Here is a 22,209-nt window from a genome sequence, read left to right as displayed (position 1 = left end):
GAAGAGAGCGGCCCGTCACCTGCTGAAGGTGGCGGGCCGCTCTCGTGCTGTCCTGCGACCTCTCCGGCGACATAGCGATCGCCCATGGATCCCGGCGGGGAACCATGGGCGATCGCTACGTCGACGCGGTCAGTGCGCGGGGACCAGGCCGGGCATCGCGTCGAGGTCGAGGTCCGGGTTCTTCTCCTGCGTCTTCACGAGCGCCTTGGCCTCGGCGTCGGTGTCGACCGACGGCATCGAACCGGGCAGCGGCTTGCCGGCGCTCTCCTTGACGAAGCCGACGGCGACCGCCCCGACGAGCGCGAAGGCCATGAGGTAGTAGGCCGGGGCCATGCTCGACCCGGTGGCCTGCGTCAGCGACTCCACGATGAGCGGCGTCGTGCCGCCGAAGATCGCGAGCGCCACGTTGTACGCCAGGCCCATCGACCGGTAGCGCACCGCGGTCGGGAACATCGCGGGCAGCGTCGCGGCCTGCACGCCGACCATGCACGCCACCGGGACGGCCATGAGCACGAGGCCCAGCAGCGTGGACCACACGTGGCCCATCGCCAGCAGCAGGAAGGCCGGGGCCGCGACGACCGCGAGCGAGCCGGCGCCGAACCACAGCAGCGGACGGCGGCCGACGCGGTCGCTGATCGGGCCGGCGACGAGGATCATCACCGCGAGCAGCACCAGCACGGGCACTGTCAGCAGGGTGCCGGACGTGGCGTCGTACCCGAGGGTGTCCGTCAGGTAGGTCGGCATGTAGCTGGTCAGGGCGTAGCCGGCGGTGTTCGCGACGGCGACCAGCACCATCGCGACGGCCAGGGGCCGCCACTGCGAGCGCAGGGTCACGTCGGTGGGAGCGGGCGCCGCGGCGCCCTGGTCCTTGGCCGCCTCGGCCGCGACCTGCTGCGCCTGGAACGCCGGCGACTCCTCGATCTTCAGGCGGAACCACACGGCGAACGCGCCGATGGGGCCCGCGACGAGGAACGGGATGCGCCAGCCGCCGTCGAGCATCGCCTGCTCGCCGAGCGTCACCTGCAGCACGGTCACGACGACGGCGCCGAGCGCGAAGCCGAGGTAGCTGCCGAAGTCGAGGAACGACGCCGCCCAGCCGCGTCGGCGGTCGGGGGCGTGCTCGGCGACGAAGGTCGTGACGCCGGCGTACTCGCCGCCGGTGGAGAAGCCCTGCGCGAGCTTGAGCAGCACGAGCAGCAGCGGTGCGGCGACGCCGAGGACGCCGTAGGTGGGCAGCAGGCCGATGAGGAAGGTCGAGCTCGCCATCATCACCAGCGTGAACGCGAGCACCTTCTGGCGGCCGATCCGGTCGCCGATGCGGCCGCAGACGATGCCGCCCAGCGGGCGCGCCACGTACGTGGCGGCGAACACGCCGAGCGAGAAGAGGATCTGCACGCCGGACGACGCCTGCGGCAGGAAGACGGCACCCATCGTCACGGCGAGGTAGCCGTAGACGCCCACGTCGTACCACTCCATGAGGTTGCCGACGGCCGTGCCGCCGATCGTCTTCTTCAGCATGGAGTTGTCGACGACGGTGACGTCGGAGACGCGGAGCCTGCGGCGCGCGGCCCGGGTGGCCGGGGCGTTCGCAGGGGTGGTGCCGGTCGGTTCCTGAGGGAGTACGGCGGTCATGTTTCCTTCCGTGGCCGGCGCGGCGTGCACGCGGTGTGACGCGGCGGCCCGGCCCGTGACAGGGAGCCGGCGACCGCTACGAGAGCGGACGCCGAGCCCGAACATGGGCGGCCACGTTACCGGCCCTTGACCCAGAATCAAGTTCGCCGGGGCAAACATGACCCTGCCGGCCGCCGGTCGCCGCACCTCTGACCTGCGACGACACCATTCCTTGACAGGCCGTTCGTGAAGCCCACCACACGGCTCATCACGCCTCCTCCACGGCGCCCGCAGCGGCCTCCGACCCGTCTCGCTCGCTGGACCGTGCGGACGTCGAGGGTTACGTTCTCGGGGCGGCCCGGGACCACGGGCGGCGACGGTGCCTGCACGAACCGGAGGACTCCCCCGCATGATCGACCACGAGGTCCGCGTCTACCGTTCCGACGAGCCGCTGCCGCGCGAGGGCCAGCTCGCGTGGAAGATCGCGGGGGTCGCCGCGGAGCAGCTCGAGCCGACGCCGGAGGTCACGGACATGGTGATCAACCGCGTCATCGACAACGCCGCGGTGGCGACGGCGTCGCTGGGCCGCGGCCCGATCCTCGCGGCGCGCTCCCAGGCCGAGGCGCACCCGGTCTCCCGCGGTGGCGCCGGGGCCACGGTGTTCGGCTCCCCCGCGCGCACCAGCCCCGAGTGGGCGGCGTGGGCGAACGGCGTCGCCGTGCGCGAGCTCGACTACCACGACACGTTCCTCGCCGCGGAGTACTCGCACCCGGGCGACAACATCCCGCCGCTGCTCGCCGTCGCGCAGCACCTGGGCCGCAGCGGCGCGGAGCTGCTGCGCGGGATCGTCACCGGGTACGAGATCCAGGTGGACCTCGTCAAGGGCATCAGCCTGCACGCGCACAAGATCGACCACGTGGCCCACCTCGGCCCCTCGGCGGCGGCGGGGCTCGGCACCCTGCTCGGCCTGCCCGCGGAGACCGTGTACCAGGCGGTCGGCCAGGCCCTGCACACGACCACCGCCACCCGGCAGTCGCGCAAGGGTGAGATCTCCACCTGGAAGGCGCACGCCCCCGCGTTCGCGGGGAAGATGGCGGTGGAGGCCGTGGACCGTGCGATGCGCGGGCAGACCTCCCCCAGCCCGATCTACGAGGGCGAGGACGGCGTGATCGCCTGGCTGCTCGACGGACCCGACGCCCGCTACACGGTGCCCCTGCCCGCGGCGGGCGAGCCCCGGCGCGCCATCCTCGACACGTACACCAAGGAGCACTCGGCGGAGTACCAGGCGCAGGCGTGGATCGACCTCGCCCGCCGCCTCGGCACCGAGCGCCCGGAGCTGCGCGACCCGGCCCGCGTGACGTCGGTCGTGCTGCACACCAGCCACCACACGCACTACGTCATCGGCTCCGGCTCCGGCGACCCGCAGAAGTACGACCCGACGGCGAGCCGCGAGACGCTGGACCACTCGATCCCCTACATCTTCACGGTCGCGCTGCAGGACGGCGCCTGGGACCACGTCCGCAGCTACGCCCCGGAGCGCGCCGGCCGGCCGGACACCGTGGAGCTGTGGCGCAAGGTCACCACCGCCGAGGACCCCGAGTGGACCCGCCGGTACCACTCGACCGACCCGGAGCTGAAGTCGTTCGGCGGCCGGGTGGAGATCGAGCTCGCCGACGGCTCGCGCGTCGTGGAGGAGATCGCCGTCGCCGACGCGCACCCGCTGGGGGCGCGCCCCTTCGCCCGGGCGCAGTACGTGGCGAAGTTCCGCGCGCTGGCCGCCGGGGTGCTGGCCGACGAGGAGACCGAGCGGTTCCTCGACGTCGCGCAGCGGCTGCCGGAGCTCACCGCCGACGAGCTGTCCGGCCTCACCGTCACGCCGCTCGACGACGCGCTCGTCGCGCACCCCGTCGCGCCCGGCATCTTCTGAGGAGTGCCCGTGCTCTACTCGACCGCCACCCCCGCCGCCAAGCGCGCGGCCTTCCGCGAGCGCCTGCGATCGGGCGAGCTGCTGCAGCTGCCCGGCGCGTTCAACCCGCTCGCGGCGCGGCTGATCCAGGACAGGGGGTTCGACGGCGTCTACGTCTCGGGCGCCGTGGTCGCGGCCGACCTGGGGCTGCCCGACGTCGGGCTGACCACCCTCACCGAGGTCGCGACGCGCGCCGGGCAGGTCGCCCGCATGACGGACCTGCCCACGCTCGTGGACGCCGACACCGGCTTCGGCGAGGCGATGAACGTGGCGCGGACCGTGCAGGCGCTGGAGGACGCGGGCGTCGCGGGCCTGCACGTCGAGGACCAGGTGAATCCCAAGCGCTGCGGGCACCTCGACGGCAAGCAGGTGGTGGACGAGCCGACCGCGCTGCAGCGGGTGCGCGCCGCCGTCGCCGCCCGCCGGGACGAGAACCTGCTGGTGATGGCCCGGACGGACGTGCGGGCCGTCGCCGGCCTCGCGACGGCGATCGACCGCGCCAAGGCGCTCGTCGACGCGGGCGCGGACGCGATCTTCCCGGAGGCCATGCGCGACCTGGCGGAGTTCGAGGCGGTCGCGAGCGCCGTCGACGTCCCCGTGCTGGCCAACATGACCGAGTTCGGCAAGTCCGAGCTGTTCACGACGACGCAGCTCGCCGACGCGGGCGTGGCCCTCGTCATCTACCCGGTCTCGCTGCTGCGGCTCGCGATGGGCGCCGCCGAGCGCGGGCTGGACGCGCTGCGCGCGGAGGGCTCGCTGGCCGGGCAGGTCGGGCACATGCAGACCCGGGCCCGGCTGTACGAGCTCGTGGACTACGCCGGCTACTCGACGTTCGACACGGGCGTCTTCGACTTCACCCTGGACGACAACCACGCGGGCTGACGAGCGCGGCGCCCCGGCGCCACCCGCCCGCCGCATCGCAGCGAAGGAGCATCGATGACACAGCACACCGGGTCCGAGCCGGAGATCCGCCGCGGGCTGGCGGGGGTGGTCGCCGACGAGACGGCCGTCTCCAAGGTGGACCCCGAGACCAACTCCCTGCTGTACCGCGGCTACCCGGTCCAGGACCTGGCGGCTACGCGCCCGTTCGAGGCGGTGGCGTGGCTGCTGTGGCACGGCGAGCTGCCGACCGACGGCGAGCTGGAGACGCTGCGCGCGACCGAGCGGGAGCACCGCTCCCTCGCCGACGACGTGCGCGCGGCGATCGACCTGCTGCCCGTCACCGCGCACCCGATGGACGAGGTGCGCACTGCGGTGAGCGTGATCGGCGCGCGCGAGGCCGCCGGACTCACCGCGCAGGAGGCCGCCGCCGACCGCACCGTGAACCTCGAGCGGAGCGTGCGGCTCTTCGCGGCCCTGCCCGCCGTCGTCGCGTACGGGCAGCGCCGGCGCCAGGGGCTCGAGCCGGTGGCGCCGCGCGACGACCTCGACTTCTCCGCGAACTTCCTGTGGACGACGTTCGAGGTGGAGCCGGACCCGGTCGTGGTCGACGCGTTCAACCGGTCGATGATCCTGTACGCCGAGCACTCGTTCAACGCCTCGACGTTCACGGCGCGGGTCATCACGTCCACGCTGAGCGACCTGCACTCGGCGGTGGTGGGCGCGATCGCGGCGCTCAAGGGCCCACTGCACGGCGGCGCCAACGAGGCCGTCATGGAGACCCTCGCGGAGATCGGCTCGGCCGAGCGCGCCGCGGGGTGGCTCGACGAGGCCCTCGCCGCGAAGCGCAAGATCATGGGCTTCGGGCACCGGGTGTACAAGCACGGCGACTCGCGCGTGCCGACCATGAAGGCCGCACTCGACACGCTCGTCGAGCACTACGACCGACCCGACCTGGCCGCGCTGTACGACGCGCTCGAGTCCGAGTTCGTCAGCCGCAAGGGCATCTACCCGAACCTCGACTACCCCTCGGGTCCGGCCTACCACCTCATGGGCTTCGACACGCCCACGTTCACGCCGCTGTTCGTCGCCGCCCGCGTCACCGGGTGGACCGCCCACATCATGGAGCAGCAGGCCTCCAACGCCCTCATCCGTCCCCTGTCGGCGTACGTGGGCCCGGAGCGGCGCGAGGTGCCGCGGCCGTAGGCGCACGCCCGGGCACTAGGCTCGGGCCCATGTCCGCCGACTACTCCGACTTCGAGTTCGAGCGCCGGTTCTTCGTCCGCGAGCTGCCGGACGCCCTGCGTGACGCGCCCGCCCTGATCGTGCAGTCCTACTTCCTGTCCGACGGCGGCTACGCGCTGCGCGTGCGCGTGCAGGCCACCGGAGTCGAGGCGCGCCTAGGCCCGGACAGCGACGCCCGCGACGTGCTGGAGCTGTACCGCTCCCGCGTCGACTTCGCCGCGGTCACGGTCAAGGGCCCGTCGGTGGGTGGCACCCGGTACGAGGCGGAGCGCCAGCTCGACCCGAAGGTCGGCGCGGAGCTGGTGCGCCGCGGCGGCGCCCAGGTCCTCAAGACGCGCTACGCGGCCTGGCTGGGCGCCGACGGCTGGTCGATCGACGTCTTCGGCGGCGCCAACGCCCCGCTCATCGTCGCCGAGTGCGAGCGCTCGGGCCCGGTCACGGACCTCCAGATCCCCGACTTCTGCGTCACCGAGCTCACCGACGACCGCCGCTTCTCCAACGAGTCCCTCGCCGTCGACCCGTTCCGCGGCTGGTCCGCCGCCTACGCGCAGGAGCTCGCCACCCAGGGCCCCCGCTTCCGCGACGACTTCGGCGGCAACACGACCCTCACCACCTGACGCGGCCCGCTCTCCGCCCCCGGCCTGTCGCGCACTCGGTGGAGGTCGCAGGCTGTGCACGTACGACGTCGGCCGCCTCGACGAGCGCCCGGCTCCGCCGCGCCGGGCGCGTGCAAGGGAGAGATCGAGACGACGCTCAGGGCGAGGGATCAGGAGAGCGGGAGGTGCAGGATCCTTCGCGCGGTCGTATCCCTCCCGAAGTGGAGCGCCCCCTGGGGCGCGTGAACGCGACCGCGCGAAGGATCCTGCACCTCCCGCGGCGGCGACCCGGGTTTCGACAGGCTCAACCGCCGGGTCCGCGAACCAGGTTTCGACAGGCTCAACCAGCGCTCAGTGCCAGGGCGTGATCTCCACGACGCCGGGCTTGTACTCGAAGTGCCAGGGCTCGTAGTTCCCCATGCCGCCCCGCTGCGCCCACGGCGGGTTCTCCCACCCGTACGCGGGCCCGTTCTCCCACAGCCACCCGTAGACGTCGCTGTTGCGGTACTCGTCGCCGCACAGGTCGATCGCGAGCCCCCAGCCGTGCATGGAGGTGCCGGGGGTGGCGGCGAGGTAGCCGCGGCTGGCCTTGACGGCGTACTGCGAGGAGATGGAGCGGTAGCTGTCGACGAGGCAGAGGTCGCGGCCGAAGCGGGCACGGAACGCCTCGTTGAGGCCGCTGAGCGCGACGGCGGCGTCGGCGCGGAGCTTCTCGCCGGGCTGCCAGATGTCGCAGAGGGAGTGGTCGGCCAGGGTGCCGTTGCCGCCGTCGATCGGGGCCCCGGCGTCGCAGCCGGGCAGCGGGCTGCGCTCGGCGGTGCGGCTGGCGGCGGCCGCCTCGACCCGGACGTCCTTGGGGGCGGCGGCGATGCCCTGGGAGGTGCGGGGGGTGTCGACGCCCTGCTCGAGGAGGGCCAGGGTGGACGGGCCCGTGGGCTGGGTGTCGAGGTCGAACGGGGTGCCGCCGTGGGCCTGGTCGTCGGTGACGAGCGGGGCGACGACGGTCGCGGCGGCGAGCGATCCGAGCACGGTCAGCCGGGTGACCCAGGCGTGCCCGGCGGGGGCGGCGTGGCGCCCGGAGGAGCGGTCGGTCCGGGACGACGACGCGCGCTTGCGGGGCTTCTTGCCGGCCCTGGCGAGCTCGGCCTCCCGCATCTCGCGGCGGGAGCGCGGCGCGGCTGCGTCACCCTGCGACGTCGCCTCCACGGCACCTCCGCGCTCGTGCCGGGCGGCCGCCGTGGCCGCCCGGGTTCTCCGGACCCGAACACGGACCGCCCGGCGCCGCGTGCCCTGCACGCGGCCGCACGACGCGATCCGTCACGGAACCATAACGGTGTCGGGCTCCCCCGCCAAGTCCCTGTCCACCGTCGCCCGGGCCGCAGCACGGGCCGCCCGGCGTGGGAGGGTGTCCACCCTGCTCACGGGCCTGCTCACGGGCGGCGCTGCATGGCGTCGCGCACCTCGCCGACGAGCTCCTCGAGGATGTCCTCGAGGAAGACGACGCCGAGCACGCCGTCGGGCCCCTCGACGCGGGCCAGGTGCGCACCGGAGCGCTGCATGGCTCGCAGCGCGTCCTCCACCTCGTCGCCGGGCCGCACGGACGCGAGCGCGCGGACGCGCCAGGCCGGGACGGGGTCGAAGCGGTCGCCGTTCGACGCGTACAGCACGTCCTTGAGGTGGAGGTAGCCGCGCAGGGCGCCGTCGTCGCCCCGCACGGGGAACCGGCTGAAGCCGGTGCGGGCGACCAGGTGCTCGACGTCGTCGGGCGTGGACCTCGGGCCGACGGTGACCAGCTCGTCCACGGCCACCATGACGTCGCCGGCCGTGCGCGACGAGAACTCGATCGCCCCGGCCAGCAGGCCCTGCTCGTCGCGCAGCACGCCCTCGGCCTGCGAGTGCTCGACGATCGACTGCACCTCCTGGGCCGTGAACGCCGAGGCGACCTCGTCCTTGGGCTCCACGCCCCCGAGGCGGACGGCGTGGTTGGCCACCCAGTTGAGCGCCGCGATGACGGGGCGCACGACGCGGCCCAGCAGGACGAGGGGCGGCGCGAACCAGAGGGCGGCCGTCTCCGGCCCGGCGACGGCGAGGTTCTTGGGCACCATCTCGCCGAGCACGACGTGCAGGTACACGACGATCGCCAGCGCGAGCACGAGCGAGACGGGGTGCAGCAGCGCCGCCGGGACGCCCAGCGCCTCGAACGGCACCTCGAGCAGGTGCGCCAGCGCGGGCTCGGCGACGATGCCCAGGCCGGTGGAGCACACGGTGACCCCGAGCTGCGCGCACGCGAGCATGAGGGAGACGTGCTCCATGGCCCACAGGGCGGTGCGCGCGCGCCGGTCGCCGGCCTCGGCCCGGGGCTCGATGGAGCTGCGGCGCGCGGAGATGACGGCGAACTCGGCGCCGACGAAGAAGGCGTTCCCGGCGAGCAGCAGCACGCCGACCAGCAGGGCGGTCCCGGTGGTCATCGGCCCGCCTCCCCGTGCTCGGGCTCGGCCGGGTCGACGGCGAGCACGCGCAGCCGCTCGACGCGCCGGGCGTCCATCGCCTCCACGCGCAGCAGCACGCCGTCGGTCTCGATCTCGTCGCCCACCTCGGGCACCCTCCCCAGCTCGGCCATGACCAGGCCGCCGAGCGTCTCGTAGGCGGGCCCCTCCGGGACCACCAGGCCGGTGCGCTCCTCCAGCTCGTCGGGGCGCAGCACGCCGGGCACGACCCACGACCCGTCGGCGCCGCGCACGACGCCCGCACGGCGCGGGTCGTGCTCGTCCGCGACGTCGCCCACGAGCTCCTCCACGACGTCCTCGAGCGTGACGATGCCCGACGTCCCGCCGTACTCGTCGACGACCACCGCCATCTGCAGCCCGAGGCCGCGCAGCTCGACGAGCAGCGGCCCGAGACGCACCGTCTCCGGCACGCGGGGCGCGTCGACCATGAGGGCGGCCGCCGGCACCTCCCCGCGCCGGTCGTGCGGGACGCCGACGGCGCGGCGCAGGTGCACCAGCCCGACGACGTCGTCCCGGTCCTCGCCGATCACCGGGAACCGCGAGTGGCCGGTACGCCGGGCGAGGGCCACGACCTCGGCGGCCGTGGTGTCGCGCTCGACGACGGCCATCCGCATGCGGTCGGTCATGACGTCGCGCGCGGACAGCTCGTCGAGCTCGAGGGAGTTGGTCAGCAGGGTCGCGACCGACTGGTCGAGCGTGCCCTCCTGGGCCGACCGCCGCACCAGCGACAGCAGCTCCGAGGACGACCGCGCCCCGGACAGCTCCTCGCGGGGCTCGACCCCCACGCGCCGCAGCAGCGCGTTGGCGGAGCCGTTGAGCACCACGATCAGCGGGCGGAACAGCATGGTGAACACGCGCTGCACGGGGACCACCAGGCGTGCGGTCGCGTGCGGGGCCGAGAGCGCGAAGTTCTTCGGGATCAGCTCGCCGAACAGCATTGAGAACGCGTTGACCACGACGAGCGCGAGGACGCCGGCCAGCACCCCCGCGACGCCTCGGCCCATCGCGGTGGCCGCGAACGCGTCGGAGAACAGGGACAGCAACGCGGGCTGCGCGGTGTAGCCGAGCAGGATCGTGGTGATGGTGATGCCGACCTGCGCGGAGCTGAGCTCCGTCGACAGGTGCTTGAGCCCGGCGCGGACGGCGCGGTCCCGTCGGTCCGACGGGCGCCTCCCGCCGGGCGGCGGACTGTCGCCCTCCTCGTCGTCGGCCGCCAGGACGGCCGGGTCGAGGGTGACGAGGGAGAACTCGCTCGCGACGAACACCGCGGTCCCTGCGGTGAGCACGACGCCGAGCACGATCATGAGGACGTCGCCTAGCACGGGCGGCCCCCGGTGGGGCGGCCGCACCGAGCGTGTGGAGCACGGCGGGCGTGGGGTGGCGGCGGGGCGGCCAGGCGGGACGGCGCGGTCGGCCGCGCGCGATATCGACTCTCGTCCATCGTGCTCCGATGCTATCGGCAGGCCGGGCTCCGGCGAGTCGGCGTCCACCGCCCCACCGCGCCGCGAGCGCCCCGGACAGCGTGTGCTCAGCGCTCCCGCAGGGAGCCGGTGCAAGATGGCACCATGACCACCGCGACCCCTCCGGGCACCCCGGGCACCTCGGGCACGTCCGGCCAGCAGAACGCCACCGTGCTCGTCGTCGAGGACGAGCCCGCGATCGCGGCCGCGATCGCGCAGCGCCTGTCCGCCGAGGGCTGGCGTGTCGAGGTGGCGCGCGACGGCCTCGCCGGCGTCGACGCCGCCTCCCGCCTGAACCCGGACGCCATCGTGCTGGACGTCATGCTGCCCGGCATCGACGGGCTCGAGGTCACCCGCCGCATCCAGGCGGAGAACCCGATCCCGATCCTCATGCTCACGGCGCGCGACGACGAGACCGACATGCTCGTCGGCCTCGGCGTCGGCGCCGACGACTACATGACCAAGCCGTTCTCGATGCGCGAGCTGGTGGCCCGCGTCAAGGCGCTGCTGCGGCGCGTGGAGCGCGCGCAGCAGGCGGCGGTGACGACCCCCGCCGACCCGCCGATGGTCATGGGCGACGTGACGATCGACCGGGCGCAGCGCCGCGTGCACCGCGCCGGCGACGAGGTGCACCTGACGCCGACGGAGTTCGAGCTGCTGGTCATGCTCGCGAGCTCGCCCAAGACCGTCCAGACCCGCGAGCGCCTGCTCGCCGAGGTGTGGGACTGGGCCGACGCCAGCGGCACCCGCACGGTCGACTCCCACATCAAGGCGCTGCGCCGCAAGCTCGGGCCGGACCTCATCCGCACCGTGCACGGCGTCGGCTACGCCTTCGAGCCGCCGGAGGCCTGATGGACCACGCCCCCGGCGACGACGACGCCGGGCCGGCAGCGCCGGTCGCACCGCGGCGCAAGGAGCACCACCGGCTGCCCGACGTCCGCCCGCTCGACCCGCTGCGGTCCCTGAAGACCAAGCTCGGCGTGCTGGTCGTGGCGACGGTGACGTTCGCCGTCCTCATCACGTGGATCGGCCTGCAGAACGAGCTCGGCCCCACCCGCACGCTGCCCCTGGCCATCTTCCTGTCCCTGGTGATCGTGCAGCTGCTCGCGCGCGGCATGACGTCGCCGCTGCGGGACATGACGGCGGCCGTGCAGGCGATGGCCGCCGGGGACTACTCCATCCGCGTGCGGGCGACGAGCCGCGACGAGGTGGGCCAGCTGGCCGAGGCGTTCAACGTCATGGCGGCCGACCTCGACGCCTCCGACCGCGTGCGGCGCGAGCTCATCGCCAACGTGTCGCACGAGCTGCGCACCCCGGTCGCGGCGCTGCAGGCCCAGCTCGAGAACATGGTCGACGGCGTCACCGAGCCCACGCCGTCCGCCCTGGAGCTCTCCCTGGAGCAGACGGAGCGGCTCACCCGCCTGGTCACGTACCTGCTCGACCTGTCGCGCGTGGAGGCGGGCGCGTCGGCGCTGGTGCTCAGCGAGTTCTCCGTGGGCGACTTCCTCGAGGAGTCCGCGCAGGCGATGTCGATGGTCGACGCCGCCAAGGGCCTCAGCTACGTCGTCGACGTCACCCCGCCGGACCTGGCGCTCGAGGCCGACGTCGAGCGGCTGCGCCAGGTGGTCACCAACCTGCTGCAGAACGCGATCCGGCACTCGCCGCACGGCGGCACGGTGCGCCTCGACGCCTACCCGGTGGACGACGACATCGTCCTCGAGGTGAGCGACGAGGGGCCCGGCATCGCGCCCGAGGACCGCGGCCGGATCTTCGAGCGGTTCGCGAGCGGGGCGGCGGCTGGCCGGCCGCACGCCGCGCCGCCGTCGGGCATGGCGAGCGGCGGCACCGGCATCGGCCTCGCCATCGTCCGCTGGGCGGTCGACCTGCACGGCGGGCACGTCGAGGTGGCCGACACCGACCGCGGCGCGACGATGCGCGTGACGCTCCCCGCCCAGGCCCGGCCCGCGCCCGGGGTCACGACCGAGCCCTCGGACTGATCCGGCGCCGCGCCGCGGCACGGGTGCCCCGGGTGACGTTGGTCACACTCGTTCGTCACAGGACGGCGCGCGTGGTCCGGACATGACGTCGGAACACGGAGTCATCGGGTCGACCCGAAGAGTCGTTGCCCACCGCATTACCGGACGGTCACGATGCCGCGCCGCGAGCCCGGGAACGGCCGTCTGACGCCGCTCGACCTCCCCGGTGGGACGTCTCGAAGGACGTAGGCTGGACCTGCGCACCGGCGCTGTCGGGCGCATTTCCGGTCGAACGAGTTGCAACTGTGTGAAAGTGGGCGATCCGCGCGTGGTGTCCCCGAAGGACGGGTCAGAGTCGATCAGCGTGGCGAGCGCGTTCGGAGCCAACGAATGGCTCGTCGACGAGCTCTACGAGCAGTACCTGAAGGACAAGAACGCGGTGGACCCCGCGTGGTGGGACTTCTTCGCCGACTACGAGCCGGGTGAGTCCAACGGCGCCGCGGCGGACGCCGCCCCGGCGGCACCGGCCGCCCCTGCGGCTCCCGCGCAGCCCGCGGCCACCGCCCAGCCGGCCGCCGCACCCGCTGCCCCGGCGCAGCCCGCGGCTCCCGCCACCCGGTCGGGCACCGCCGCCGCCGAGGCCGCGAAGTCCGAGCGGAAGGCCGCGAAGCCGGCCCCGGTCCCGGCCGACCCCGAGGTGAGCGCCGTCCGCCCGGTCGCCGAGGCCCTGCCCGCGACCGCCCCCTACGCCGAGGTCGCGAAGTCCTCGCCGAAGGCCACCGAGGACGAGGCCACCGACGACGTGCAGAAGTTGCGCGGCCCCGCCGCGCGCGTCGTCACCAACATGGAGGCCTCGATCGAGGTCCCGACCGCGACGTCGGTGCGCGCCGTGCCCGCCAAGCTCATGGTGGACAACCGGATCGTCATCAACAACCACCTGGCCCGCGGCCGCGGCGGCAAGATCTCGTTCACGCACCTCATCGGGTTCGCCCTCGTCGAGGCGCTGTCCGACATGCCGGTGATGAACGCGCACTACGAGAGCATCGACGGCAAGCCGCACGTCGTGCAGCCGGCCCACGTGGGCTTCGGCCTCGCGATCGACCTCGCCAAGCCGGACGGCTCGCGCCAGCTGCTGGTGCCCAGCGTCAAGAAGGCCGAGGAGCTCGACTTCGCGGGCTTCTGGGCGGCGTACGAGGACCTCGTGCGCAAGGCCCGCGGCGGCAAGCTCGGCATGGACGACTTCGCCGGCACCACGATCTCGCTGACCAACCCGGGCGGCATCGGCACCGTGCACTCGGTGCCGCGCCTCATGGCCGGGCAGGGCACGATCATCGGCGTCGGCGCCATGGACTACCCCGCGGAGTTCGCGGGCGCGTCCGAGGAGCAGCTCGCCCGCATGGGCATCTCGAAGGTCATGACGATCACGTCGACCTACGACCACCGCATCATCCAGGGCGCGCAGTCCGGCGAGTTCCTCAAGGTGCTCGCGAACAAGCTGCTCGGCCTGGACGGCTTCTACGACCGCGTCTTCGCGGCCCTGCGCGTGCCGTACGAGCCCGTGCGCTGGGTGCGCGACAACACGGTCGACGCCGACGTCGAGGCCGCGAAGCCGGCGCGCATCGCCGAGCTGGTGCACTCCTACCGCTCCCGCGGGCACCTCATGGCGGAGACCGACCCGCTCGCCTACCGCCAGCGCAAGCACCCCGACCTGGACATCCAGAACCACGGCCTCACGCTGTGGGACCTGGACCGCACGTTCCCCACGGGCGGCTTCGGCGGCAAGACCAAGGACACGCTGCGCGACATCCTTGGCCTGCTGCGCGACTCGTACTGCCGCACCATCGGCGTCGAGTACATGCACATCGCCGACCCGGCCCAGCGCAAGTGGCTCCAGGAGCGTCTCGAGTCGGGCTACGCCCGCACGCCGCGCGAGGACCAGCTGCGCATCCTGCGCCGCCTGAACTCCGCCGAGGCGTTCGAGACGTTCCTGCAGACCAAGTACGTCGGCCAGAAGCGCTTCTCGCTCGAGGGTGGCGAGTCGGTCATCCCGCTGCTCGACGCGATCCTGTCGCGGGCCGCCGAGGGCGGGCTCGACGAGGTCGGCATCGGCATGGCGCACCGCGGCCGCCTCAACGTGCTGGCGAACATCGCGGGCAAGAGCTACGGCCAGATCTTCAAGGAGTTCGAGGGCCAGCTCGACCCGAAGAGCGTGCAGGGCTCCGGCGACGTCAAGTACCACCTCGGCACCGAGGGCGTGTTCACGGCCGAGTCCGGCGCCACGACCAAGGTGTACCTGGCCGCCAACCCGTCCCACCTCGAGGCGGTCGACCCGGTGCTCGAGGGCATCGTGCGCGCCAAGCAGGACCGCATCGACCTGGGCGGCGACGGCTTCTCCGTGCTGCCGATCCTGCTGCACGGCGACGCCGCGTTCGCGGGCCAGGGCGTCGTGCCCGAGGTGCTCAACCTCGCGCAGCTGCGCGGGTACCGCACCGGCGGCACGATCCACGTGATCATCAACAACCAGGTGGGCTTCACCACCGGGCCGTCGTCGTCGCGCTCCACGACCTACGCGACCGACGTCGCCAAGGGCTACCAGATCCCCGTCTTCCACGTGAACGGGGACGACCCCGAGGCCTGCGTGCGCGTGGCCGAGCTCGCCTTCGCCTACCGCGAGCAGTTCGACCGCGACGTCATCATCGACATGGTCTGCTACCGCCGCCGCGGCCACAACGAGGGCGACGACCCGTCGATGACGCAGCCGCTGATGTACAACCTCATCGAGGCCAAGCAGTCGGTGCGCAAGCTGTACACGAAGAACCTCGTGGCACGCGGCGACATCACGGTCGAGGAGGCCGAGCAGGCGCTGCAGGACTACCAGGCGCAGCTCGAGCGGGTCTTCACCGAGACCAAGTCGGCCGGCAAGGCCACCACGCCCGACGGCGACGACGAGATCCTCGGCCTCGAGCGCCCGGAGGCGCAGCGCGAGGGCGCCGGCGACATGGTCGGCTGGCAGACCGCCGTCCCGCACGCCGTGCTCGAGCGCGTGGGCGCCGTGCAGGTGTCCGCGCCCGAGGGCTTCACGGTGCACCCGAAGCTCGCCCAGATGCTGGCCAAGCGGCAGCTCATGGCGAAGGAGGGCGGCATCGACTGGGGCTTCGGCGAGCTCGTGGCCTTCGGGTCGCTGCTCATGGAGGGCACCCCGGTGCGCCTCGCCGGCCAGGACTCCCGCCGCGGCACCTTCGTCCAGCGCCACGCCGTGCTGCACGACCGCAACACGGGCGCCGAGTGGACGCCGCTGCTGTACCTGTCGGGCGACCAGGCGAAGTTCTGGGTGTACGACTCCTCGCTCAGCGAGTACGCCGCCCTCGGCTTCGAGTACGGCTACTCCGTGGAGCGCCCGGACGCCCTCGTGCTCTGGGAGGCGCAGTTCGGCGACTTCGTCAACGGCGCGCAGACCGTCATCGACGAGTTCATCTCGTCGGCGGAGCAGAAGTGGGGCCAGCACTCGTCGCTGGTCATGCTGCTGCCGCACGGCTACGAGGGCCAGGGGCCGGACCACTCGTCCGCCCGCATCGAGCGCTTCCTGCAGCTCGCGGCCGAGAACAACATGACGGTGGCGCAGCCGTCCACGCCGGCGTCGTACTTCCACCTGCTGCGCCAGCAGGCGTACGCCCGCCCGCGCCGCCCGCTGGTCGTCTTCACGCCGAAGCAGCTGCTGCGCCTCAAGGCCGCCGCCTCGAGCGTGGAGGACTTCACCACGGGCACCTTCGAGCCGGTGCTGGCGGACGCCTCGGTGGACGCGGCGCAGGTCGACCGCGTGCTGCTGTGCACCGGCCGCCTGTACTACGACCTGCTCGCCGAGCGGACCAAGCGCCAGGACACCCGGACCGCCATCCTCCGCCTGGAGCAGCTCTACCCGTTCCCCCAGGAGCAGCTCCGCGCGCAGCTGGCGCAGTACCCGGGCGCCGACGTCGTGTGGGTCCAGGACGAGCCGGAGAACCAGGGCGCCTGGTCCTTCCTGCACCTGGCCCTCCCGGAGGACCTGCCGCGCGTGCGCGTCGCGTCGCGCCCCGCGTCTGCCTCCACCGCCGCCGGCACCGCCAAGCGGCACAAGGAGCAGCAGGAGATCCTGGTGGCGCAGGCCTTCGACCGGGAGTGACCTCGCCGAGGTAGTCCGAAAATCGCCGAGGTAGTTCGAGGGGCGGCCCGCATCTGATGCGGGCCGCCCCTCGAACTACCTCGGCGATTTTCGGACTACCTCGGCGAAAGACGAACTACCTCGGCGTCACCACTTCTCGTGCACGTGCTCCCGGATCGCGTCGTCGTAGATCTCGCGCACGCCGGAGGTGAAGAGCGGGCCGAGCACCCCGGCCTCGCCGGCGGCCGCGTTCAGCCGCGCCTGCTCGGGGCTGCGCGCGCCGGGGATGACGGTGGAGACGCCCGGCTGCTGCCACACCCAGGCGATGGCCGCCTGCGCCGGCGTGAGGTCCTGGTTGAGGGCCGAGCCGGCGAGCTCCGTGAAGCGGGCGGCCGCGTCGACGCCGACGTCGAACGGCACGCCGGAGAACGTCTCGCCGACGTCGAACGCCTTGCCCTCGCGGTTGAACGTGCGGTGGTCGTCCTCGGAGAACGTGGTCTCGTGGGTGTACCGGCCCGACAGCAGCCCGGAGGCGAGCGGCACCCGCGCGATGATGCCCACGCCGGCGTCCGAGGCCGCGGGCAGCACCTGCTCCAGGGGCTTGAGCCGGAACGCGTTGAGGATGATCTGCACGGTCGCGACGCCGGGCCGGGCGATGGCGGTGAGCGCCTCGTCGACCGTCTCCACGGAGACGCCGTACGCGGCCGTCACGCCCTCGGCCACGAGGGTGTCCAGCGCGTCGTACACCTCGTCGTCGGAGTAGACCGACGACGGCGGGCAGTGCAGCTGCACGAGGTCGAGCCTCTCGACGCCGAGGTTGCGGCGCGACCGGTCGGTCCACTCGCGGAAGTTCGACAGGACGTAGTTCTCCGGCACCTGGTCCATCCGGCGGCCCATCTTCGTGGCCACCGTGATCCCCTTGTCGCGGTGGTCGGCGAGGAAGGCCCCGAGGGCCTGCTCGCTCCGCCCGTCGCCGTAGACGTCCGCGGTGTCGAAGAAGGTCACGCCGGACTCGAACGCGGCATCGAGCACCGACCGGGCCTGGTCGTCGTCGACCGTGCCCCAGTCCGCCCCCAGCTGCCAGGTTCCCAGGCCGACGACCGACACCAGCCGACCGGTGCGTCCGAGCACCTGTTTCTCCATCGTTCCCCCGTTCGGTGGCGCCGCGCGTCCCCCTGGACCCGCGACCGCGGAACCCCTCGCGCGCGCGAGGGGACGTCTCGTCAGATATCTGGCTCCCCTACGCTACGTCGCCCGCACCGATCCGGCGTGCCGACTACGGTGTGAGCGTGAACACCGCTGATTCCTCCGCCGTCCCCGCCCCGTCGGGCCGGCAGTTCCGCATCTCCTCCGGCGAGCACCGGGCCACCGTCACCGAGGTCGGGGCGATGGTGCGCGAGTACACCGTCGCCGGCCGCGACGTGTTCGTCCCGTTCGCCGAGGACGAGGCGGCCCCCGTCTTCAACGCCGCCGTCCTCGCCCCCTGGCCGAACCGCCTGCGCGACGGCGCCTACACCGTCGACGGCGTGGTCCACCAGGTCGCCGTGAGCGAGCCCGACCGCGGTACGGCCCTGCACGGCCTCGTGTGCTGGTACCGGTGGACGCCGGTCGAGGTGGCCGACGACGCGGTGACGCTCGAGCTCGCCCTCCCGGCCCAGAAGGGCTGGCCGTTCCAGCTCGTGCTCCGGACGCGCTACGCGGTGTCGGACGCCGGCCTGGAGGTCGTGGTCAGCGCGCGCAACGTCGGCGCCGGGACCGCGCCGTACGGCGTCGGCTTCCACCCGTGGCTGTCCACCGGCGGCGCCGCGCTGGACGACTGCACCGTCAGCCTGGACGCCACGACGCACGTCGCCGTCGACGACCGGCTGCTGCCCACGGGCACCGAGCCCGTCGCCGGCCCGTACGACCTGCGCGCCACCCGGCCCCTCGCCGGCCTGGACCTCGACGACGCCTGGACGGGCGCCACACGCGACGACGCCGGGCTGTCGTGGGCCCGGCTCGGCCGCCCCGACGGGAGCACCGCCGCGATCTGGATGGACGACTCCATGGACTGCTGGCAGGTCTGCTCGGCCGACCACATCACCGGCTACGAGCGGTTCGGGCTCGCGGCCGAGCCGATGAGCTGCGTGGCCGACGCCTTCAACTCCGGCGAGCGCCTCGTCCGCCTCGCGCCCGGCGACGAGCACGTCGTGCGCTGGGGCGCCACCCTGCTCTGAGTTGTAGAACCAGCGCGGTGCATACCCCCCTGTGGCTCTGACAACTCGGGGTGCCGCGCGGCGTGGGATCCTGCGTCGCGGTCGGCGTGCGGCGACAATGGCCGCGCAACTGCGAGACAGGACTTGGACGGTGAAGGCTCAGTGACCCAGACCGAGGTGCGCATCTGCGTCGTGGGCGACGAGCTCAGTGTGGGCGTCGGGGACGCCCGCGCCCTGGGGTGGACGGGCCGCGTCATGGCCCGCACCCGCTTCGGGCGGCCGGCGATGGCGTTCACGCTCGCCGTGCCCGGGGAGACCAGCTCGGCGCTCGGCGCCCGCTGGCAGGCGGAGACGGAGTCGCGCTTCGGCCCGGAGGACACGTGCGAGAACCGTCTCGTCGTGGCGCTCGGCCGGCACGACGTCGACTCGTCGCTCTCGGTGGCACGGTCGCGGCTCAACCTCGCGAACATCCTCGACGTGGCGGAGACGAGCCGGATCCCGGCGTTCGTCGTCGGGCCGCCCCCGGGCCGGCCGGAGGACGGCGGCCGCATCGCGGAGCTCTCGGCCGCGTTCTCCGACGTCGCGAACCGCCGCCGCGTGCCGTACGTCGACACGTACACGCCGCTGGCCCAGCACGAGCAGTGGCTGGCCGACCTCGCGACCAACGGCTCGACCTACCCGGGCCAGGCGGGCTACGGCCTCATGGCCTGGCTCGTGCTGCACACCGGCTGGCACGCGTGGCTGGGGCTGCCCGCCGACGAGTGACCTGCCGGCGTCCCGTCAGACGCCTGCCCGCTCGGCCAGGCCGCGCACGTACGCGGCCTGGCCGACGTGCTGCAGGTCGTCCCCGACGACGCTGACGAGCCGCACGCCGAGCGTGACGGGCGGGTCCCAGCTGGTGTCCACCACCCGCTCCAGGTCCTCGGCCGTGACGGTCGCCAGGTACGCCGTCGTCGCGGCGTGGACGTCGTCGAGGTAGCCGCGCAGCAGGTCGGCGTCGGCACGGACGGCCGCGACCTGCTCGGGCGTGTGGCCGTAGCCCGTGTCCGCGACGTCGAACGGCAGGCCGAACTTGTCGGCCCAGCCGCCGGCCGTCCACCGCTGCTCGGTGCCGGCGACGTCCGCGACGTGGTCGTCCTGCACGCGCGCCAGGTGCCACACCAGCCACGCCACGGTGTTCGCCTCCGGGTCGGGGCGGTACGCCAGTCGTCCGGGCGTGATCCCGCGGAGCACGCGGTGCACCGACCCGGCGATCCGCCCGAAGGCGTCGGTCAGCAGCGCGACGTGAGGTACGGACGGTGTCGGCTGTGCGGTCATCGTGCTCCTCCTCCCCGACGCCCCGGGCGGGCGACGGTCAGCGACGGTCGACGGTGACGTGCGCGGACGTCACCGTCGTGGACAGGTAGGCGGCGCTGCGGCCGTCGGCCGGCGGTTCCGCGTGGTCGACGACGAGCGTCGCGCCGGCGCTCGGCAGCACCGAGCCGTCCAGGACCACCTGGCCCGACGCGCCGCGCACCTTGAGGTTCACCGGGGTGCCGGCCGGGAGGCGCAGGTCGATCGCGCCCGAGACCGTCTTGGCCGTGATCAGCGGGCTCGCCTGCGTCGCGGTGACGGTGGCCGCGCCCGACACCGTCGTGAGCGACACGCGGGCGAGCGCGCCGGCCAGGGCGATCGACCCCGCCGCGCTGTTCGCCGTCACGTCCCCGGTGTGGCCGTCGGCCGCCAGCGCGCCCGAGACGGTCTTGAGCGACATCGGGCCGGTGGTGCCGGTGGTGCGCACGTCGCCCGTCACCGTCTTCACCGCGACCTTGCGGCCCCCGGTGAGCTCGACGTCCGCGCCGAGCGTGCCGACGTCGACCGCCCCGTCCGCCGGGACGACGACGCGCACCACGGCGCGCTCGCTCTGGCGGGGGTTGCGCAGCTTCGCCATCACGGAGTCGAGCACGGAGCTCTCGTAGCCCACGCGCAGCCGGTCGCCGTCGCGCGTCACCTGCAGCGGCTTGGCGCCCACCTCGAGCAGCTCGATCCGCACGCCGGTCGCCGCCGCGTCGGCCACGACGTCGGCGCGCCCGTCCTGCAGGCGCAGCGTCACCCCCGTGGCCTGCTCGACGTCGATGGTCTGCGGGGCGGCGACCGCCCACGACTCCGTGCTCATGAGGCTCCCTGTGGTGCTCGGGTTGTGCTGGGGACGGGGACCACCCTGGCAGAGCCCGTGGACGGGCGGATCGGGGATCCCCCGGATTCCGACCCCGGCCCTCGGGTGTGGGACCATGGGGACCGACCCTCGTCCATCCTTCGTGAGGAGACCACCATGAGCAAGCGCGGTCGCAAGCGCCGTAGCCGCAAGGGCAACGCCGCCAACCACGGCAAGCGTCCCAACGCCTGACGCGCCGAGGTAGTACGACATTCGCCGAGGTAGTTCCGGTGGAGCAGTGGCCACGGGCCACGCCGCCGCCGGAACTACCTCGGCGAATGTCGTACTACCTCGGCGAGAGCGCTACTCGGCCGTGGACATCACCGTCAGCTGCGCGTGGATGCGCACCCGCAGGGTCTCCGGCGCACGCTCCGAGCAGGAGCGGCGGACCAGCTGCTTGACGAGCTCCTCGACACTCAGCTCCGCCAGGCACGGCGAGCAGTGCGCCACGTGGGCGCGCATCCGCTGCTCGTCCTCCGGGGTCATCTCGGAGTCCAGGTACTCGTTCAGGTGCACGAGGGCGTGCTCGCACTCGTTCTCCCCCTCGGCCCGGTCGTGCGGGATGGGGGTGATGGGGTCGGTCATGACGCTCCTCCACGAGCCGGGACCAGGCCACGCTGGGCGGCGTAGTCGGCGAGCAGCTCGCGCAGCTGCCGGCGCCCGCGGTGCAGCCGGGACATCACCGTCCCGATCGGCGTACCCATGATCTCGGCGATCTCCTTGTAGGGGAAGCCCTCGACGTCGGCGTAGTAGACGACCATCCGACGGTCCTCGGGCAGCTCCTGCAGCGCCCGCTTCACGTCCGAGTCCGGGAGCCGGTCGAGCGCCTCGGCCTCGGCCGAGCGCAGCCCCTGCGACGTGTGCGACGCGGCGCGCGCGATCTGCCAGTCCTCGACGTCCTCGGCCTGGGACTGCTGCGGCTCGCGCTGCTTCTTGCGGTAGCTGTTGATGAACGTGTTCGTGAGGATGCGGTACAGCCAGGCCTTGAGGTTGGTGCCCGGCTTGTACTGGTGGAACGCGGCGAACGCCTTGGCGAACGTCTCCTGCACCAGGTCCTCGGCGTCCGCGGGGTTGCGCGTCATGCGCAGCGCCGCCGAGTAGAGCTGGTCCAGGTACTGCAGGGCGTCGCGCTCGAAGCGCGCGGCACGCGCCGCGCTGCTCTCTCCCTCGGGGGCACGCTCGGTGTCCTCGGGGATCTCCTCGCTGTCCTGAGTCATCACCGTCGAGCCTAGTCCAGCCACTGGGTGGGGTCCTCCGATCCACGGGGCGTGCAGGTCTGTCGTGCCGCCGACCGCCGCGCCGTCCGCGCCCGCCGTCAGGGCGTCGGCCGGTACGGCGAACAACCGCACGGGCTTCGGTCCGGCTGCGGGGACGGCGGTCGCCGTCGGCGAGGTGGGGGTGCTCACGTCGGTGTGCAACCGCGAGGCGGGCCCCGACATTCC

The 22,209-nt window shown here is 73.2% G+C and carries 19 protein-coding genes; 10 read left to right on the top strand and 9 right to left on the bottom strand.

Features of this window, described 5'->3' with window-relative positions; genetic code table 11:
- Positions 1–129 precede the first annotated feature (129 nt).
- Positions 130–1,632, bottom strand: a complete 1,503-nt coding sequence (locus AAG589_RS14085) for an MFS transporter (protein ID WP_430567866.1) — start codon at positions 1,630–1,632, stop codon at positions 130–132.
- Positions 1,633–2,020: 388 nt separating this feature from the next.
- On the opposite strand from AAG589_RS14085, the gene AAG589_RS14080 reads away from it, so the two are divergent.
- Genes AAG589_RS14080 through AAG589_RS14065 form a run of 4 tightly spaced genes read left to right on the top strand, consistent with a single transcriptional unit; the run spans position 2,021 to position 6,318 of the window.
- On the top strand, positions 2,021–3,538 hold the full coding sequence (locus AAG589_RS14080) for an MmgE/PrpD family protein (protein ID WP_430567865.1): 1,518 nt from the start codon (positions 2,021–2,023) through the stop codon (positions 3,536–3,538).
- Between the two features lie 9 nt (positions 3,539–3,547).
- A complete protein-coding gene (gene prpB, locus AAG589_RS14075) occupies positions 3,548–4,459 on the top strand; it encodes a methylisocitrate lyase (RefSeq protein WP_430567864.1) in 912 nt (303 codons plus the stop codon).
- A 54-nt stretch (positions 4,460–4,513) separates the two neighbouring features.
- Positions 4,514–5,662 (top strand): bifunctional 2-methylcitrate synthase/citrate synthase, encoded by a 1,149-nt coding sequence (locus AAG589_RS14070; protein WP_430567863.1) that lies wholly within the window; start codon positions 4,514–4,516, stop codon positions 5,660–5,662.
- Between the two features lie 29 nt (positions 5,663–5,691).
- Positions 5,692–6,318 carry a CYTH domain-containing protein gene (locus tag AAG589_RS14065; protein ID WP_430567862.1) on the top strand — a complete coding sequence of 209 codons (627 nt, stop codon included), beginning with the start codon at positions 5,692–5,694 and terminating at the stop codon, positions 6,316–6,318.
- A 330-nt stretch (positions 6,319–6,648) separates the two neighbouring features.
- Here AAG589_RS14065 and AAG589_RS14060 read toward each other — a convergent pair whose 3' ends face one another.
- The 3 genes from AAG589_RS14060 to AAG589_RS14050 all read right to left on the bottom strand — a co-directional run bounded on the left by AAG589_RS14060 (position 6,649) and on the right by AAG589_RS14050 (position 10,108).
- On the bottom strand, positions 6,649–7,503 hold the full coding sequence (locus AAG589_RS14060; protein ID WP_430567861.1) for a M15 family metallopeptidase: 855 nt from the start codon (positions 7,501–7,503) through the stop codon (positions 6,649–6,651).
- Between the two features lie 224 nt (positions 7,504–7,727).
- Complete coding sequence (locus tag AAG589_RS14055; protein WP_430567860.1) at positions 7,728–8,765, bottom strand: hemolysin family protein; 1,038 nt, start codon at positions 8,763–8,765, stop codon at positions 7,728–7,730.
- The gene (locus AAG589_RS14050; protein WP_446719741.1) at positions 8,762–10,108 is read right to left on the bottom strand and encodes a hemolysin family protein; all 1,347 of its coding nucleotides are present in this window, start codon (positions 10,106–10,108) and stop codon (positions 8,762–8,764) included. Before AAG589_RS14050 ends, AAG589_RS14055 begins: the two co-directional genes overlap by 4 nt.
- A gap of 261 nt (positions 10,109–10,369) precedes the next feature.
- On the opposite strand from AAG589_RS14050, the gene AAG589_RS14045 reads away from it, so the two are divergent.
- From AAG589_RS14045 to AAG589_RS14035, 3 genes are all read left to right on the top strand, one after another.
- Positions 10,370–11,116 carry a response regulator transcription factor gene (locus AAG589_RS14045; RefSeq protein ID WP_430567858.1) on the top strand — a complete coding sequence of 249 codons (747 nt, stop codon included), beginning with the start codon at positions 10,370–10,372 and terminating at the stop codon, positions 11,114–11,116.
- On the top strand, positions 11,116–12,261 hold the full coding sequence (locus tag AAG589_RS14040) for a sensor histidine kinase (protein ID WP_430567857.1): 1,146 nt from the start codon (positions 11,116–11,118) through the stop codon (positions 12,259–12,261). The genes AAG589_RS14045 and AAG589_RS14040 overlap by 1 nt, the downstream gene beginning before the upstream one ends.
- 343 nt (positions 12,262–12,604) lie before the next feature.
- The gene (locus tag AAG589_RS14035) at positions 12,605–16,399 is read left to right on the top strand and encodes a multifunctional oxoglutarate decarboxylase/oxoglutarate dehydrogenase thiamine pyrophosphate-binding subunit/dihydrolipoyllysine-residue succinyltransferase subunit (protein WP_430567856.1); all 3,795 of its coding nucleotides are present in this window, start codon (positions 12,605–12,607) and stop codon (positions 16,397–16,399) included.
- A gap of 126 nt (positions 16,400–16,525) precedes the next feature.
- Here AAG589_RS14035 and AAG589_RS14030 read toward each other — a convergent pair whose 3' ends face one another.
- Positions 16,526–17,521 carry an aldo/keto reductase gene (locus tag AAG589_RS14030; protein ID WP_430567855.1) on the bottom strand — a complete coding sequence of 332 codons (996 nt, stop codon included), beginning with the start codon at positions 17,519–17,521 and terminating at the stop codon, positions 16,526–16,528.
- A gap of 146 nt (positions 17,522–17,667) precedes the next feature.
- Between AAG589_RS14030 and AAG589_RS14025 the strand changes: the two genes are divergently transcribed.
- Entirely contained in the window at positions 17,668–18,594 is a 927-nt protein-coding gene (locus AAG589_RS14025) for an aldose 1-epimerase family protein (RefSeq protein WP_430567854.1), read from the top strand.
- Positions 18,595–18,735: 141 nt separating this feature from the next.
- Entirely contained in the window at positions 18,736–19,338 is a 603-nt protein-coding gene (locus AAG589_RS14020) for a GDSL-type esterase/lipase family protein (protein WP_429735060.1), read from the top strand.
- 15 nt (positions 19,339–19,353) lie between these two features.
- On the opposite strand, the gene AAG589_RS14015 is transcribed toward AAG589_RS14020, so the two are convergent.
- Positions 19,354–19,890 (bottom strand): mycothiol transferase, encoded by a 537-nt coding sequence (locus AAG589_RS14015; protein WP_430567853.1) that lies wholly within the window; start codon positions 19,888–19,890, stop codon positions 19,354–19,356.
- Between the two features lie 37 nt (positions 19,891–19,927).
- Entirely contained in the window at positions 19,928–20,728 is an 801-nt protein-coding gene (locus AAG589_RS14010; protein WP_430567852.1) for a DUF4097 family beta strand repeat-containing protein, read from the bottom strand.
- A gap of 156 nt (positions 20,729–20,884) precedes the next feature.
- Here AAG589_RS14010 and AAG589_RS21260 point away from each other — a divergent pair, with 156 nt between their 5' ends.
- Positions 20,885–20,959: a 50S ribosomal protein bL37 gene (locus AAG589_RS21260; protein WP_099052597.1), complete on the top strand. Its 75-nt coding sequence runs from the start codon at positions 20,885–20,887 to the stop codon at positions 20,957–20,959.
- 111 nt (positions 20,960–21,070) lie between these two features.
- On the opposite strand, the gene rsrA is transcribed toward AAG589_RS21260, so the two are convergent.
- Together rsrA and AAG589_RS14000 are read right to left on the bottom strand one after the other, a co-directional pair.
- Positions 21,071–21,352 carry a mycothiol system anti-sigma-R factor gene (gene rsrA / locus AAG589_RS14005; RefSeq protein ID WP_430567851.1) on the bottom strand — a complete coding sequence of 94 codons (282 nt, stop codon included), beginning with the start codon at positions 21,350–21,352 and terminating at the stop codon, positions 21,071–21,073.
- On the bottom strand, positions 21,349–22,206 hold the full coding sequence (locus AAG589_RS14000) for a sigma-70 family RNA polymerase sigma factor (RefSeq protein WP_430567850.1): 858 nt from the start codon (positions 22,204–22,206) through the stop codon (positions 21,349–21,351). The genes rsrA and AAG589_RS14000 overlap by 4 nt, the downstream gene beginning before the upstream one ends.
- Positions 22,207–22,209 lie beyond the last annotated feature (3 nt).

The organism is Isoptericola sp. F-RaC21, assembly GCF_038593535.1.
Classification (GTDB): domain Bacteria; phylum Actinomycetota; class Actinomycetes; order Actinomycetales; family Cellulomonadaceae; genus Isoptericola.
This window is presented reverse-complemented; position numbering and strand designations above follow the sequence as displayed.